The sequence below is a fragment of the Serratia sp. CY37869 genome, from assembly GCF_052168895.1.
In the GTDB taxonomy this organism is placed as follows: domain Bacteria; phylum Pseudomonadota; class Gammaproteobacteria; order Enterobacterales; family Enterobacteriaceae; genus Serratia; species Serratia ureilytica.
In genome coordinates this window covers 219,467-235,674 of record NZ_JBJNLU010000003.1, presented here as the reverse complement: position 1 = coordinate 235,674, position 16,208 = coordinate 219,467, and the positions used below count along the sequence as shown (strand labels likewise).

General features: G+C 62.5%; 10 protein-coding genes and 1 pseudogene. 5 read left to right on the top strand and 6 right to left on the bottom strand.

Translation table 11 applies throughout. The features are described from left to right. Positions 1–26 precede the first annotated feature (26 nt). A complete protein-coding gene (locus tag ACJ8J1_RS16675) occupies positions 27–1,667 on the top strand; it encodes a thiamine pyrophosphate-binding protein (protein ID WP_033644932.1) in 1,641 nt (546 codons plus the stop codon). Positions 1,668–1,708: 41 nt separating this feature from the next. Here the strand turns inward: ACJ8J1_RS16675 and ACJ8J1_RS16670 are convergent, their stop codons facing one another. After that, positions 1,709–2,461: a M48 family metallopeptidase gene (locus ACJ8J1_RS16670; RefSeq protein ID WP_004937650.1), complete on the bottom strand. Its 753-nt coding sequence runs from the start codon at positions 2,459–2,461 to the stop codon at positions 1,709–1,711. 238 nt (positions 2,462–2,699) lie between these two features. Between ACJ8J1_RS16670 and tkt the strand changes: the two genes are divergently transcribed. After that, a complete protein-coding gene (gene tkt, locus ACJ8J1_RS16665) occupies positions 2,700–4,694 on the top strand; it encodes a transketolase (protein ID WP_046687602.1) in 1,995 nt (664 codons plus the stop codon). A gap of 69 nt (positions 4,695–4,763) precedes the next feature. Here tkt and brnQ read toward each other — a convergent pair whose 3' ends face one another. Beyond that, positions 4,764–6,086, bottom strand: coding sequence for a branched-chain amino acid transport system II carrier protein (brnQ, locus tag ACJ8J1_RS16660; protein WP_033644726.1), 1,323 nt, complete (start codon positions 6,084–6,086; stop codon positions 4,764–4,766). A 573-nt stretch (positions 6,087–6,659) separates the two neighbouring features. Between brnQ and ACJ8J1_RS16655 the strand changes: the two are divergent. The 3 genes and pseudogenes from ACJ8J1_RS16655 to ACJ8J1_RS16645 all read left to right on the top strand — a co-directional run bounded on the left by ACJ8J1_RS16655 (position 6,660) and on the right by ACJ8J1_RS16645 (position 10,659). After that, positions 6,660–7,748 (top strand): annotated as a pseudogene (locus ACJ8J1_RS16655) (ABC transporter substrate-binding protein). 78 nt (positions 7,749–7,826) lie between these two features. Next, on the top strand, positions 7,827–9,596 hold the full coding sequence (locus tag ACJ8J1_RS16650) for an ABC transporter permease (RefSeq protein WP_033644727.1): 1,770 nt from the start codon (positions 7,827–7,829) through the stop codon (positions 9,594–9,596). Next, the gene (locus ACJ8J1_RS16645; RefSeq protein WP_033644728.1) at positions 9,589–10,659 is read left to right on the top strand and encodes an ABC transporter ATP-binding protein; all 1,071 of its coding nucleotides are present in this window, start codon (positions 9,589–9,591) and stop codon (positions 10,657–10,659) included. The genes ACJ8J1_RS16650 and ACJ8J1_RS16645 overlap by 8 nt, the downstream gene beginning before the upstream one ends. 30 nt (positions 10,660–10,689) lie before the next feature. Here ACJ8J1_RS16645 and ACJ8J1_RS16640 read toward each other — a convergent pair whose 3' ends face one another. From ACJ8J1_RS16640 to ACJ8J1_RS16625, 4 genes are read right to left on the bottom strand one after another with little or no spacing between them, the layout of a single operon-like run. Next, positions 10,690–11,655 (bottom strand): PDR/VanB family oxidoreductase, encoded by a 966-nt coding sequence (locus tag ACJ8J1_RS16640; protein WP_033644729.1) that lies wholly within the window; start codon positions 11,653–11,655, stop codon positions 10,690–10,692. Positions 11,656–11,696: 41 nt separating this feature from the next. After that, positions 11,697–13,145 carry an NAD-dependent succinate-semialdehyde dehydrogenase gene (locus ACJ8J1_RS16635; RefSeq protein WP_033644731.1) on the bottom strand — a complete coding sequence of 483 codons (1,449 nt, stop codon included), beginning with the start codon at positions 13,143–13,145 and terminating at the stop codon, positions 11,697–11,699. A gap of 46 nt (positions 13,146–13,191) precedes the next feature. After that, complete coding sequence (locus ACJ8J1_RS16630; protein WP_033644732.1) at positions 13,192–14,316, bottom strand: aromatic ring-hydroxylating oxygenase subunit alpha; 1,125 nt, start codon at positions 14,314–14,316, stop codon at positions 13,192–13,194. 26 nt (positions 14,317–14,342) lie between these two features. After that, positions 14,343–15,953, bottom strand: a complete 1,611-nt coding sequence (locus ACJ8J1_RS16625; protein ID WP_033644733.1) for a BCCT family transporter — start codon at positions 15,951–15,953, stop codon at positions 14,343–14,345. Between the last annotated feature and the right edge of the window lie 255 nt (positions 15,954–16,208).

Here is a 16,208-nt window from a genome sequence, read left to right as displayed (position 1 = left end):
TAACGACTACCCTAAGAAGGCAGATGATGAGCGATAAAATCACGGTTGGCGAGGCGATAGCCCGGACTCTGGAACAGTACGCGGTGTCGGCGATGTACGGCATCATTTCGATTCATAATCTGCCGATCGCCGATGCGGTGGGGCAGCGCGATAAAATTCGTTTCGTGCCGGCGCGCGGCGAAGCGGGCGCGGTCACCATGGCCGATGCGCATGGGCGCTTCTCCGGCCTGGGCGTGGCGTTGACCAGCACCGGCGCCGGCGCGGGCAACGCGGTGGGGGCGATGATTGAAGCGCTTAACGCCAACACGCCGCTGTTGCATATCACCGGCCAGGTAGAAAAAGCCTATCTGGACGCCGACGCCGGGTTTATTCATGAAACCCGGGATCAGCTCGGTTTTCTGCGCGCCTGCTCCAAGCGCGCCTACCGGGTCAATTCGCCGGAACAGGCGGTGGCGGTGATCCAGCGAGCGATCCTGGATGCGCAAACCGTGCCCTGCGGCCCGGTGGCGGTCGAGATCCCGATCGATATCCAAAGCAGCCTGGTTTCCCGCTCGGTGCTGACCGAAGCGTTGGCGCCGGCGCCGCTGCCGAAGGCGGACGATGCGGCGGTGGAGCGGCTGCATCAGCGGCTGAAACAGGCCAAGCGCCCGTTGCTGTGGCTGGGCGGCGGCGCGTTGGCCTGCGGCGATGCGGTGCGCAAGCTGGCGGACGCCGGCGTGGCGGTGATCTCCAGCACCCACGGGCGTGGCATTCTGCCGGACAGCCATCCGCGCAGCCTGCGGGCGTTCCACAACTCGCCGAGCATCGAGGCTATCCTGACGCAGTGCGACCTGACGCTGGTGGCCGGTTCACGGCTGCGCAGTAATGAGACCCGCACCTGGACGCTGCCGCTGCCGCGCCCGCTGGTGCAGATTGATATCGATCCGGCGGCGGCCAACCGCAACTACCTGGCCGATGAGCAGATCAATGGCGACTGTGCGGCGCTGCTGGCCGCGCTGGCGGCGCGGCTGAGCCCCGGCGAGAAGGTCAACGCCGAGTGGGATGTCGAGATCGCGGGGGCGGTGCAGCAGGCGGAGAGCGCGTTGCGTCAGCAGTCCGGTGAATACGCCAAACTCAACGACGCCATCGACGCCGCGCTGCCGCAGGACGGATTGCTGGTGCGCGATATCACCGTATCCGGCAGCGTCTGGGGCAGCCGTTTGTTCCGCGCGATCTCGCCGCTGTGCAACATTCACTCGCTGGCCGGTGCTATCGGCATGGGGCTGCCGATGGCGATCGGCACCGCGATCGCCAACCCGCAGCGCAAGGTGGTGGGGCTGGTGGGCGATGGCGGTTTGGCGCTGGGCCTGGGGGAACTGGCGACCATGGCGCAGGAACAGGTGAACATCACCCTGCTGATCATGAACGACGGCGGCTATGGCGTGATGCGCGGCATTCAGGACAAGTATTTCGCCGGGCGCCAGTATTACAACGAGCTGCATACGCCGGCCTTTACTCAAATAGCCGAAGCGATGGGGCTGAAAGCCTGGAAGGTCGAGGCGGCGGCGCAGTTCAACGGCGTGCTGGCCGAAGCGATCAACTACCCGGGGCCGTCGGTGGTTGAGGTGGACATGAAGCAGGTCGGGCCGCTGACCTTCGCCGGGCCGCCGCAGAAAACCCTGTATTGATACGATAAAAAACGCCCGGCGGTTGCCGGGCGTTCTCGTTGTTACTTCTCTGCCGCGATGCGATCGCGAATGTGCTGCGCGCGCGCTTGGGAAGACGGGTGATCGTCGAACATGCTGCTCTGACGGCCGGCTTCCATTTGGGCCAGTTTTTCGAAGCTGGTGGCCAGGCCGTTCGGATCGATGCCGCGCTTTTTCAGCAGATCGAACGAGTAATCATCCGCTTCGCTTTCCTGCTTCTGCGAGAACTGGGCGCTGACCAGCTTCTCGCCGATGTCCGCCAGCTGCGACTGCGACAGCGAGCCGATAACGCCGCCGGCGGAGGACGCCGCGGTGCGCAGCGCCACGGTGCCGTAAGCCACCTGCATCGCTTTACGGGTGTGGCCCAGCGCCACGTGGCCCATTTCGTGGCCCAGCACGCCTTCCACTTCGTTGTCGTTCATGATGTCCATCAGGCCGCTGTAAACGCGGATACAGCCGTTGGCCATCGCCCAGGCGTTGACGTCTTTGGTCACGTAGACCTTGTAGTTGGCCGGGGTGCCGTTGATGTTGTCGCCCAGCGCCGCAGCGATTTTGTTGAGACGCTTGGCATAGGTGCTGTCGGCCGGCGCGATTTGTGCCTTGCTGTCCATCTCGGCGCAGGATTTATCACTCAGGGCCTTAACGTCGTTGTTGCTCAGGGTCGCCGCCTGGAACGCCTGCGCGCCGGACTGCATCAGGGTTTCGGTATTCAGGTTTTGACAGCCGGTTGCCAAGGTGGCAATGCCCAACGCAATCAAAGAGGTACGGATCTTCATAACGCCATCTTCCTGTGAAGGTAACAAGGTAAAAGAGTCATTTTGCTTTGAGGCTATCTTGCCGCAAGAGCCTAGTGTACGCCAGACGGGGCGAGAATAGTGTTATTCCGAAAAAGCGTCCAATCGTGCTAATAAGTGGTGAACTCGCTCTCATTTGGCATTAGGGATTGCCGTTGTGATGTGGAGTCTGAGAAAATAGGGAACTTGACTGCTTTTTTTATCCGACCTGGAGTAAAACATGTCCTCTCGTAAAGAGCTTGCCAACGCCATCCGCGCACTCAGCATGGACGCCGTACAAAAAGCAAATTCCGGCCACCCGGGGGCCCCTATGGGCATGGCGGACATCGCCGAAGTCCTGTGGCGTGACTACCTCAACCACAACCCGACTAACCCGCACTGGGCTGACCGCGACCGTTTCGTGCTCTCCAACGGCCACGGCTCCATGTTGATTTACAGCCTCCTGCACCTCACCGGCTACGACCTGCCGATGCGCGAGCTGGAAAACTTCCGTCAGCTGCACTCCAAAACCCCAGGCCACCCGGAGTACGGCTACACCCCGGGCGTTGAAACCACCACCGGTCCGCTGGGCCAGGGCATCGCCAACGCCGTCGGCTTCGCCATCGCCGAACGCACCCTGGCGGCGCAGTTCAACCGCCCGGGCCACGACATCGTCGACCACCACACCTACGCCTTCATGGGCGACGGCTGCATGATGGAAGGCATCTCGCACGAAGTCTGCTCCCTGGCCGGCACCCTCAAGCTCGGCAAGCTGACCGCCTTCTACGATGACAACGGCATCTCCATCGACGGCCACGTCGACGGCTGGTTCACCGACGACACCGCCCTGCGTTTCGAAGCCTACGGCTGGCACGTGGTGCGCAACGTCGACGGCCACAACCCGGACGCCATCAAGGCCGCGATTGAAGCAGCCCGCAAGGTGACCGACAAGCCGTCGCTGCTGATGTGCAAGACCGTTATCGGCTTCGGTTCGCCGAACAAGGCCGGCACCCACGACGTGCACGGCGCTGCGCTGGGCGCCGCCGAAGTGGCCGCCACCCGCGAAGCGCTGGGCTGGAAATACGCCGCCTTTGAAATCCCGCAGGACATCTACGCCCAGTGGGACGCCAAAGAAGCCGGTCAGGCTAAAGAAGCGGCCTGGAACGACAAGTTCGCCGCCTACGCCAAAGCTTTCCCGGAGCAGGCTGCCGAGTTCAAGCGCCGCATGAACGGCGAGCTGCCGGCTGACTGGAAAGCCGACGCCAAAGCGTTCGTGGAAAAACTGCAGGCCAACCCGGCCAACATCGCCAGCCGCAAGGCGTCGCAGAACGCGCTGGAAGCGTTCGGCAAGGTGCTGCCGGAGTTCCTGGGCGGCTCCGCCGACCTGGCGCCGAGCAACCTGACGATGTGGTCCGGCTCGAAAGCGCTGAACGTTGACCCGGCGGGCAACTACATTCATTACGGCGTGCGCGAGTTCGGCATGACCGCCATCACCAACGGCATCGCGCTGCACGGCGGCTTCCTGCCGTACTCGGCGACCTTCCTGATGTTCGTGGAATACGCCCGCAACGCGGTGCGCATGGCGGCGCTGATGAAGCTGCGCAACGTGTTCGTCTACACCCACGACTCCATCGGTCTGGGCGAAGACGGCCCGACCCACCAGCCGGTGGAGCAGCTGGCGAGCCTGCGCGTGACCCCGAACATGAGCACCTGGCGCCCGTGTGACCAGGTGGAATCGGCGGTGGCGTGGCAGTACGGCATCGAACGCAACGACGGCCCGACCACCCTGGTGTTCTCGCGCCAGAACCTGACCCAGCAGCCGCGCACCGCAGAGCAGCTGGCGAACGTGTACCGCGGCGGCTACGTGCTGAAAGACTGCGCGGGCACGCCGGACGTCATCCTGATTGCCACCGGCTCCGAAGTGGGTATCACGGTGGAGGCGGCGGACAAACTGACCGCGGCGGGCCGCAAGGTGCGCGTGGTGTCGATGCCGTCGACCGACGCGTTCGACAAGCAGGATGCGGCGTACCGCGAGTCGGTGCTGCCGGCGGCGGTAACGGCGCGCGTGGCGGTGGAAGCGGGTATCGCGGACTACTGGTACAAGTACGTGGGCCTGAACGGCGCTATCGTGGGCATGACCACCTTCGGTGAGTCGGCGCCGGCGGAGCAGCTGTTCGCCGAGTTCGGCTTCACCGTGGACAACGTGGTGGCCAAGGCGCAGGCGCTGCTGAAGTAAGCCGCCGGGTGCAAGCCGATAAAAAAGCCGGTCATCATGACCGGCTTTTTTTATGGGCGGAAATCGCGATTACGACGCGGCCTTGACGCTTTCGGCGCTGCGCAACCGGTCGTAAGCCGCCGCCAGCAACAGCACCAACAGCGTAGGCTGCAGCCAGACCAGACCCTGCTCGGCCAGCGGCAGCTTATCGAACCAGGCGGGCAGCAGGCCGCTGAAGCTTGAAGCCTTCAGGCCATCGGCCAGGCCGAACACCAGGCTGGTAGCGATCACCGGCGCGAAGACGCGTCTGGCGCTGCGCCAGCGGTTCTGGCTGAAGCTGAGCAACACCAGCGCGATGCAAGGCGGGTAGATCGCCGTCAGTACAGGCAGTGAGACGCGGATCAGATTGGCCAGCCCCATGTTGGAAACCAGCATGGCGAAGAGGGCGAGGATGACCACCAGCGCGCGATAAGAGAGCGGCAGGTAGCGGGAGAAGAAGTCCGCGCAGGCGCAGGTCATGCCGACCGCCGTCACCAGGCAAGCGATGAACATCAGCACCGCCATAAAGACGCTGCCCAGATCGCCGAAGGTGTGCTGCACATAGGCGTGCAGGATCGCTGCGCCATCCTGAGCACCGCTGCCGATCAGGCTGCCGCTGCCGGCGCCGAGCTTGAACATGCAGATATAGACCAGCGTCAGGCCGACGCCGGCGATCAGGCTGGCCCACAGGGTGTAGCGCAGCAGCAGGCCGCTGTCGCTGACGCCGCGTGAGCGGGCGGCGGTGACGATAATCGAGCCGAACATCAGCGCCGACAGCGTGTCCATGGTTTGATAACCCTGCACGAAGCCGGTGGAAAACGCCGCGGCCTGATAGCTGCCGACGGCGGAGACCGGCGCACCGGCGGGCCACACCAGGGCGGCGATGCCGAGCGCGGCCAGCGCCAGAATTTTCAGCGGCGCCAGAATATGGCCGACGTTATCGAGCAAGCGGCCGGGATACAGCGACACAACCATCGCCAGGGTAAAGAACAGCAGGCTGTAGATGAACTGCGGCAGGGCGCCGTTGCCGGTGAAGGGCGCGATGCCGAGGGCGAAAGAAACATTGGCGGTTCGCGGGGTGGCGAACAGCGGGCCGAGCGCCAGATAGCAGACGGTCGCCAACAGCAGGCCGGCGGTGCGGCCGATGGGGCCGGTCAGCAGGCTGATGCTGCCGCCGACGCGCGCCAGCGCGATCACGGCGATCACCGGCAGGGCGACGGCGGTCACCATAAACCCGAGTGCGGCCGGCCACAGATGTTCACCGGACTGCAGCCCCACCAGCGGGGGGAAAATGATGTTGCCGGCGCCGACAAACAGGGCGAAGGTCATAAAGCCCAGGGCGATAATGTCTTTCGGGGATAAACTCTTGGTCATAACGGTATGGCACTGCCTGTATTCATGAAATAAACGGCCTGGCTGCGAAATGAAGCGCTGCAGAAGGAGGCGCGTGGGGCTGCGTACGCCCGCAAAAATTTTCGTCCGGCAGGATATAATAATTCGGCGACAAAAACCTGATTAATCCAGCGCTGTTTATCCTGGCGTGAACCGGCCACACAGAGGGATCATGGCGGCCGACCCGGCAGCGCGCTAGCGCGCCACCCTGTCTATCGACAGCGGAATTTCGATGTGCGGCTTGAAAGAGACGTGGCCGTCTTCGACCGGTTTACGGGGGAAAAAGATCGGCATATCGCGGGTCGAATGCCGGCTTTGTTCTGACGTTGCCGGGGCGCCATCGTACAGCGAATTCGCCTGCTGCAGCGCTCACGCCTGGCAGAATAGTTTGCGACACGGATGACCGCAAAGCCCGCGCCGCCGGGCGTGGGTATTGACTGAAAAACGTCCAACCTCACAAAACCGAAAGATAACAAGCAACGCCGTTGCCTCGTCGCAATTATTAACTGTATGTTAATTTTTGGTTTATTAAATGTGATCTGGGGATGGATGATGATGATGAAAAAAATCAGCGCTACCGTGGCTGCAATCACCTTACTGGGCTCCGTTTCCGCCTATGCGGCCTTCCCGGCGGGCTACCCCGCCGACTATCAGAAACTGGTCGACGGCGCGAAGAAAGAAGGCAAGGTGGTGATTTACTCGACCACCGACACCAAGGCGGCGGCGCCGCTGATCCAGGGGTTTGAGGCGTTGTATCCGGGCATCAAGGTCGAATACAACGACATGAACAGCACCGAACTGTATAACCGCTTCATCAGCGAGCAGGCGGCCGGCGGCACCAGCGGCGACCTGGTGTGGAGTTCGTCGATGGACACCATTTTGAAACTGGCGGGCGATTACGCGCAGGAGTATGCCTCTCCGGAGCGGGCTCAGCTGCCAAAATGAGCGGTATGGCAAGATAAAGTGTATGGCACCACCTATGAGCCGGTGGTGTTCATCTATAACAAACGCTTGATCCCGCAGGGCGATGTGCCGGATTCGCACGCGGCGTTGGCCAAGCTGATCGCCAGCCAGACGGACAAATTCAAGAAGAAAGTCACCACTTACGACATCGAAAAATCCGGCGTCGGCTTCATGCTGTCGGTGCAGGACTTCAAGGCCGATCCCAACTACTTCAAAACGCTGGCCGACGTGGCCAAGGGCGGGCTGGCGGTGCAATCCTCAACCGGCACCATGATGGAACGCGTTTCTTCCGGTGAAAACCTGATCGGCTTCAACATCCTCGGTTCGTACGCCGAGGCCCGCGCCAAGAGCGATCCGTCGCTCGGCATCGTCTATCCGAAAGACTATACCCTGGTGCTGTCGCGCGTGAGCTTCATCAGCAAAGAAGCCGGTCACCCTAACGCCGCCAAGCTGTGGTTCGACTACGTGCTGTCGGAGAAAGGGCAAAATATTCTCGCCAATCAGGCTGATATCCCTTCGATCCGCAACGATGTCGAAGGCAAGAACGACATCGACGGCATGACCAAGCTGCTGGGCAACGCGCTCAAGCCGATCCCGGTCGACGACAGCCTGCTGGAGTATCTGCAGCCGGCCAAGCGTCTCGACTACATCAAACAATGGCGCGCCGCCGCGGCGAAATAACAGGGACTGCATTCGGACGCGCGCCTGACGTACAGGCGCGCGCCCTTTGGTCGTCGTTTACAACCATAGGGAGCATTTATGCAAGCATGGCGCAGAAAGTGGCAGAGCCTGCCGCGCGGCCTGGTGGTGTTGATAACCGCGCTGGTTATCTATGTCCCCCTGTCGTTTATCATCATTCAAAGCTTCCTCTCGGCTCCGTTTTTCTCTCCCTCCAAGGTCTTCAGCCTGGAGGCCTTCGAGTTCATCTTTACCGATCCGGATTTCTACAAGGCGCTGAGAAGCGGCTTTATTCTGGCATTCGGCCTGGTGATCATCGCTATCCCGCTCGGCGGCATTTTGGCCTTCCTGATGGTGCGCACCGATCTGCCGGGGCGGCGGATCATCGAACCGCTGATTTTGGTGCCGATCTTCGTGTCGCCGATGGTACTGGGCTTCGGTTACGTGGTGGCGGCGGGGCCGGTGGGCTTCTTCTCGCTGTGGGCGGAGGCGCTGCTGGGCTTCGTGCCGTGGAACATCTATTCGATGGCCAGCATCGTGGTTATCGCCGGGTTGACGCACGTGCCCCATGCCTACCTGTACATCTCCTCGGCGCTGCGCAGCGTGGGCTCCGACGTTGAAGAAGCGGCGCGCACCGCCGGCGCTACGCCGCTGCAGGTGATGACCGCCGTCAGCCTGCCGATGGTGCGGCCGTCTATCTTGTACGCCGGGGTGCTGCTGTTCTTCCTCGGGCTGGAGGTGTTCGGCCTGATGCTGGTGTTGGGCGATCCGGAAGGCAACCTGGTGCTGGCGACCTACCTGTATCAGTTGACCAACAAGCTGGGCACGCCGTCTTACCACCTGATGGCGGCGGTAGCGGTGGTGCTGATCTGCATCACCATTCCGTTGGTGATGCTGCAGCGCAGGCTAATGCGTACCGCCAACCGTTTCGTCACCGTCAAGGGCAAAGCCTCGCAGGCGCGCGCGTTGCCGCTGGGCAAATGGCGCTGGGTGGCCGGCGCGGTGGTGATGTTCTGGCTGACCGTGACCATCGGCGTGCCGCTGATCGGCGTGGTGCTGCGCGCCTTTATCTCCAACTGGGGCGTGGGCGTGTCTGTCTGGGACGAACTGTCGATCAACACCTTCCGCACCATCTGGGCGCAGCCCAACCTGCTGCGCGCCATCGTCAACTCGATGGCGATCGGGGTGATCGGCGGGGCGCTGGCGGTCGCGTGCTATCTGTTTATCGGCATCGCGATGCACCGCAAGCCGGACGGCGCCACGCGCTTCCTCGACTACAGCGTGCTGGTGCCGCGCGCGGTGCCGGGGCTGCTGGCCGGTTTGGCGTTCCTGTGGGTGTTCCTGTTCCTGCCGATGTGGCTGGATAAATCGCTCAAGGAAGGCTGGCTGTCCGTGCTGCCGATGGCCGAATGGCTGCGCGAGAACGTGATCGTCTGGCTGCGTTCGCTGCGCAGCACCATCTTCAGCGTCTGGCTGGCCTACACCGTGGTATGGATGGCCTATGGCCTGCGGCTGATCTCTTCCACGCTGCTGCAGGTGGGGCCGGAACTGGAGGAAGCCGCGCGCAGCGCCGGCGCCAGCCGCGGCCAGATCACCCGACACGTTACCATTCCGCTGTCGCGCTACGGCCTGATCGGCTCCTGGCTGCTGATGTTCCTGATCTTTGAACGCGAATATTCCACCGGGGTTTATCTGCTGTCTCCGGGCACGGAAACCATCGGCTCGATGCTGGTTTCCCTGTGGGCCGCGGGCGCCATCGATATCGTCGCCGCGCTGTCGTTCATCAATATCCTGCTGGTGGTGCTGGGGCTGGGGATCGCCTTGCGCTTTGGAGTGAAATTACATGATTGAACTTTCGGTAGAGAACCTGCATTTGACCTATGGCGACAACCCGGTGCTGAAAGGGGTGTCGATGGATCTGAAACGGGGCGAAGTGGTCTCGCTGCTGGGCCCGTCGGGCAGCGGCAAAACCACGCTGCTGCGGGCGGTGGCCGGGCTGGAGAAGCCGAGCCAGGGGCGGATCGTCATCGGCGACAGCGCGGTTTACAACGGCAGCGCGCGCAGCGAAATTCCCGCCGAAGAGCGCAACCTGGGGCTGGTGTTTCAGTCCTACGCCCTGTGGCCGCACAAAACGGTGTTTGAGAACGTGGCTTATCCGCTGAAGCTGCGTAAGACCGCCTCGGCGGAAATCGCCCAACGGGTACAGGCGGTGCTGGATCAGCTCGGGCTGGGGCATTTGGCCAAGCGCCATCCGCACCAGCTCTCCGGCGGCCAGCAGCAGCGCGTGGCGATCGGCCGTGCGCTGGTCTACAACCCGCCGGTGATCCTGCTGGATGAGCCGCTGTCCAACCTCGACGCCAAGCTGCGCGAAGAAGCGCGGGTATTTCTGCGCGAGCTGATCATCAAGCTCGGTCTGTCGGCGCTGATGGTGACTCACGATCAGAACGAGGCGATGGCCATTTCCGATCGCATCCTGCTGCTCAATAACGGCAAAATCGAACAGCAGGGCACGCCGCAGGAGATGTACGGTTCGCCCGCCACGCTGTTCACCGCCGAGTTCATGGGCAGCAACAACCGGTTGCCGGGCAAGGTCGTGGCGCTGGAAGGTGATCGGGCGCGCATCGAAGGTAAGGATTGGGCGCTGTGGGGCAAAGCGGGCGAAGGCGTGCAGGTCGGGCAGGAGGGCACGGCGGTGATCCGCGTGGAGCGCGTGCGGTTGGGTGAAGATCCGCAGGGTAATCAGCTTGAGCTGCCGTTGCTGACCAGCATGTATCTCGGCGATCGCTGGGAATACCTGTTCCGCACCGTGGCCGAAGATTTCGTGGTGCGCGCCTATGGCCACGAGGCGCGCGATCGGGCGCTGTGCCGGCTCTCCCTGCCGGCCGAGCATCTGTGGATATTCCCGAAAGCTTAACCAGGACGCCCGCCGTTGCGGGCGCTCCCTTTACAAATCCAGCACCAGCCGGCTGCCTTTGGCGCGCGAGCAGCAGATCAACAGGGTCTGCTGCGCCGCGCGTTCTTCCTCGCTGAGATATTGATCGCGGTGATCGGCTTCCCCTTCGACGATGCGGGTTTCGCAGGTGCCGCAAATGCCTTCGCGGCACAGGCACTCGACCTTGGCCGCCTTGCTGTTTTCCAGCGCCTGCAGGATGGTCATGTCTTCCGCCACTTCAAGCTCAATGCCCGACCGAGCCAGCACCAGCGTAAAGGCGCCGCCCGCCGTGTCTTCGGCGGCGAAGGCTTCGCTGTGCAAGCGACCGGCGTCGATGCCCAGTTCGACGGCGATCCGATAAACCGCTTCGTTCAGCGCCGCCGGGCCGCAGACATAGATATGGGCACCGGGCTCCACGTCGGCCAGCGTGCGCGCCAGATCCAACCGGCCGTTAAGGCTGGAGACATGGCAACTGACATTGTCGGTGAACGGCGCTTGCGTCAGCTGCTGCTGGAAGGCGTTGTGTTCCTCGCTGTGGAAGCAATAGTGCAGATGGTAGCGTTGCCCGCTGCGCTGCAGTTCGTGCAGATGGGCCATAAACGGCGTGATGCCGATACCGCCGGCGATCAGCACGTGATGCTGCGCCTCTGGCGCCAGCGCGAACAGGTTATTCGGGGTGCTGATGGTCAGCGTATCGCCGATCGCCAGCCGATCGTGCATGAAGTCGGAACCGCCTTTGGAAGGGGACTCACGGCGCACGGCGATCTGGTAACGGTCGAGCTCGAACGGTGAGCTGAGCAGCGAATAGGCATTGCTGTAGCGTTGCTCGCCGTCCTGCATTTGCACGATGATGTGGCTGCCGCCGCTGAAGGCGGGCAGCGGCCGGCCTTGCGGATCCGCCAGGGTAAAGCGCTTGACCCGTGCGGTGACGGTTTCGATGTCGACGACGCGGACATCAAGCATCTGATAGCTGGTCATTCATTGGCTCCAAAGCGCGGGCGTCCCCGCGCATGAAAAAGTTATACCGCCTGGCACAGGTATTTGAGCTCCAGATAGTCTTCGATGCCGTATTCGGAGCCTTCACGCCCCAGCCCCGACTGTTTCACCCCGCCGAACGGCGCCACCTCGTTGGATATAAGCCCGGTATTGATGCCGACCATGCCGTACTCCAGCCGTTCCGAAACGCGCCAGATGCGCGCCGCATCACGGGTGTAGAAGTAAGCGGCCAAGCCGTAAATGGTGTCGTTGGCCTGGCGGATCGCCTCGGCTTCGTCATCGAATATCACCAGCGGCGCGACCGGGCCGAAGATCTCTTCTTCCAGCAGCAGCGAGCCGGGCTGCACGTCGCCCAGCACCGTCGGGGTGAAGAAATTGCCGCCCAGCGCGTGCGGCGTGGCGCCGGTCAGCACCTGAGCGCCTTTGCTCAGTGCGTCATCGAGCAGCTCCAACACCTTATCGCGCGCCTTGCGATTGATCAGAGGGCCAATCTGTACGCCGGCTTCGAAGCCGTTGCCGACCTGCAGTGCCGCCACGCGGGCGACAAACTTCTCGGCGAACTGCGGGTAAACGCCGCGCTGCACGTAGAACCGGTTGACGCAGACGCAGGTCTGCCCGGCGTTGCGGTATTTGGCGATCAGCGCGCCTTCCACCGCGGCATCGATGTCCGCATCGTCAAATACGATGAACGGCGCATTGCCGCCCAGCTCCAGCGACACTTTCTTGATGGTGTCCGCGCTCTGGCGCATCAGCAGCCTGCCCACCGGTGTGGAGCCGGTAAAGCTGAGTTTGCGCACCTGCGGGTGGCGAGTCAGCTCGGCGCCGATCGCCTGCGAATTGCCGGTCACCACGTTGAATACCCCGGCGGGAATGCCGGCGCGTTCGGCCAGCTCGGCCATCGCCAGCGCCGAATAAGGGGTTTCGTTGGCGGGTTTGACCACCAGCGTACAGCCGGCCGCCAGCGCCGGCGCGGCCTTGCGGGTGATCATCGCCGCCGGGAAGTTCCAGGGCGTGATCGCCGCGCACACGCCGATGCCCTGTTTCAGCACCATCAGGCGTTTATCGCTGCTCGGCGAAGGAATGATGTCGCCGTTGGCGCGCTTGGCCTGTTCGGCGAACCATTCGATAAAGGAGGCGGCGTAGCGGATCTCACCCAGCGATTCCGCCAGCGGTTTGCCTTGCTCCAGCGTCATCAGGTTGGCCAGATCCTGCTGGTGTTCCAGCATCAGTTCAAACCAGCGCCGCAGCAGCTGCGCGCGCTGTTGCGCCGGCAGCGCGCGCCAGCCTTCCAGCGCCTGCTGGGCGGCGTCGATCGCCCGTTGGGTTTCGGCCGTCGCCATGTTGGGCACGCTGCCGATGAGTTGGCCGGTGGCGGGATCGCTCACCGGCAGGGTTTCCTGGTTGTCGGCGTCGCGCCATTGGCCGTTGATATATGCCTGTTGGCGGAATAGCGCCCGATCGGAAATTTTCACAAGAACCTCACAAGTCAGGGGAAAGGGGCCCGCGGACCCCGTCGCATCAAGGTTGATAAACCTGCGCCAGCAGGTTGTGGAAGTGGGCGATGCCGTGTTCGCTGACGCCGCTGCCGGCGCCGTCGGCCATGATGCGCCCCTGGCCGCGATAGCCGCGCGACTTCAGGCCTTTTTGCACGCTTTCCACCAGCCGCAAATCTTCCGGGCGGAACACGTCGCGGTACCAGTCGATCAGTTTGAGCTGTTCGTCGCTCAAATCGGTGTTGGTGAAGTAGATGTCGTAGTGCTGCAGGGTGGTTTCCGCATCGACCGGGAACTCATAGATCACCGTCATCATGCCTTCCAGCGGCGGCATGTTGAACATGGTGCACGGCCACAGCCAGATGCCGTGGAAGCTGGATTCTTTGCCCTCTTCAAACTTGAACGACTGCTCGGAAGGGCGGGCGTAGCCGAACTGCAGCGTCCAGTTGCCGTGCAGGGTGTGCCAGTAGCGATCGACCTGCACCGAGTCGGCGAAACCGGGATGCGCCGGGCCGCAGTGGTAGCACTCGAGGTAGTTGTCGACGATGTTCTTCCAGTTGGCCGGGGTGCGGGTGACGAAACGCGCCGCCAGCTTGAGATCGTCGACCTGCGGGCAGGCTTCGCGCACTTTGGCGCCGAGGCCCGGCAGTTGGTCTTCCACCGTGCCGGCCTGCGAGTCCAGATTGACGTAAATAAACCCGGCGTACTCTTCGACCCGCACCGGCACCAGGTGCGAGTTTTCTTTATCGAAGTTCTGCACGTTTTCACAGTTGCGCGCGTGCGCCAGCTCGCCGTCCAGCTTGAACGCCCAGGCGTGATAAGGGCAGGTGATGACGTTTTTCGCCCGGCCGTCGCCCGCCAGCAGTTGGTGGCCGCGGTGCGGGCAGACGTTGTAAAAGGCGCGCAGCACGTTATCGCGGCCGCGCACCACCAGAATGTTTTCACCGATGATCTCGCGGGTGATGTAGTCGTTCGGTTGGGCAAGCTCGCTGCGGTGCGCCACGCAGATCCAACTGGTGGCGAACACCTGCTCTTTTTCGTGCTCGAACGCCGCCTGGTGGGTGTAGAACCGGGCCGGTATGGTGTAGGCCTCGCGTGCGTCGGCGCAGAAATCTTTCGGTAAGGTAAATTCAGGGATCAGAGTGCTCATAAGTTAACCTTCCTCTTTTCTTATTGTCATTTCGCCATAGGGCGCGGTTGATACGACGATGGAGCGGAGAGTTCGCCGGCCGGCGGCGCTTCGGGCAGCGTTGGCGGGCTGCTTTCGATCAGGTGCGCCGGGATGGCCGCGTAGTCCTGCTTCAGCCAGCGGGCGAAACCGTAGGTTTTCACCAGCAGCACCAGCAGGAACGGCAGTGCGGTCAGGATCACCGTGGTTTTCATGGTGTCCAGCGAGGCGCCGGTAAACAGGATCGACAGCGGGATCAGGGTGATCACCACGCACCAGAACAGGCGCAGCATCGGGCTGGGATCTTGCCCCTCCTGCAGGTTGCGGGTGCTGGTGGCGGCCATGGTGTAGGCCACGGCGTCCATGTGCGAGGCCAGGAAAATGATCATGATGAACAGATAGGCGGCGAGGAACAGCTTGCCGAGCGGCAGCGCCGTCAGCAGCATCTGCACGGCGGTTTCGCCGCCCTGGGTGCTGAGGATCTCCGGCACGTTGAGCTGCCCGCTGATGAACTGGTGCATGGCGTAGCTTTCCAGCGAGCCGAAGAAGAACCAGCAGCCGAGGGTGCTGCCGAGCAGCAACGCCCAGATCACTTCTTTAATCTTGCGGCCGCGCGAGACGCGGGTGACGAACATCGCCACGCCCGGAGTATAGGAGATCCACCACAGCCAGTAGAACACCGTCCAGCTGCGGCTGAAGCTGCCGTCGCCCATCGGATCGGTGAACAGGCTCATCTGCAGAAAGTTTTGCGCCGTCAGGCCGATGGCGTTGATGGTGTTGTTGATGGTGAATTCGGTCGGGCCGACCAGCAGCACCAGCCCGGCGAAAGCGAATGCGCCCCAGCCGACCATTTTACTCAGGCGCTGCATGCCGCCGTCGATGCCGATGTAAGAGCTGAGACAGAAGATCACCGCTGCCAGCAGGATCACCGTCGCCTGCACCGCGAAGTTGTCCGGGATGCCGGTCAGCGCCGTCAGCCCGCGGGTAAAGGTGGAGGCGGTCAGCACCAGTGAAATGGTGAGGGCGCCGACGGTGGCGACCAGGAAGATCAGATCCACCGCCCGCCCGACCGGGCCGTTGGCGCGCACGCCGGTGATGGCGGAAATGATCCCCGACAGGCTGAGCCCTTTGTTCTTACGCACGTGGAAGTGATAGGCCATGATCAGCGAGGCGAGGGCGTAGGTCGCCCAGGCGCTCAGGCCCCAGTGGAAGAAGGAGTAGCTGATGCTGTATTCCAGCGCCTTCGGGGTGCGCGGCGCGATGTTCAGCCCCGGCGTCTGGTAGTAATACGCCCATTCCATCACCCCCCAGTACAGGGTGGACGAGCCCAGGCCGGCGCAGATGAACATGAACAGCCAGGCCAGCGTGGAGTATTGCGGTTTGCCTTCGCCGAGGCGGATATTGCCGTATTTGCTCAACGCCAGATACAGCACCACCAGCAGGGCGATCAGCACCAGGATTTGAATGGTTGAACCGAACAGCCGGGTGACGCCGTTGAAAATGGTGTTGGCGATAAGCGCGGATTGAGCCGGAAAGAGCATCAGGCAAAGGGCGATCAGCGCAATGCTGCACAGGCTGATGGCGATGAGCGTGACATCCTTTTTGGGATTGCTCTGCATGGGAGTGAACTCCTGTTATCGGTGGTGGGCCGGTGCGCAAAGCGTAGGGTGCGCCCGGGCCTTATTGGCTTAAACCATTTGTTTTGTTACACCGCGAGGAGCAAACCGCCCGGTGGGTCGCTACCGGGAATATTCACTCTTCATTAACATTTTCGAGTGTGCACAAATTACAGGAGGGCCACAATTGGGGCATCTGTAAAAGGATAAAACACAGTATGTAAACAATTTGTTGTGATCTTGACCGGGGTATTGGCG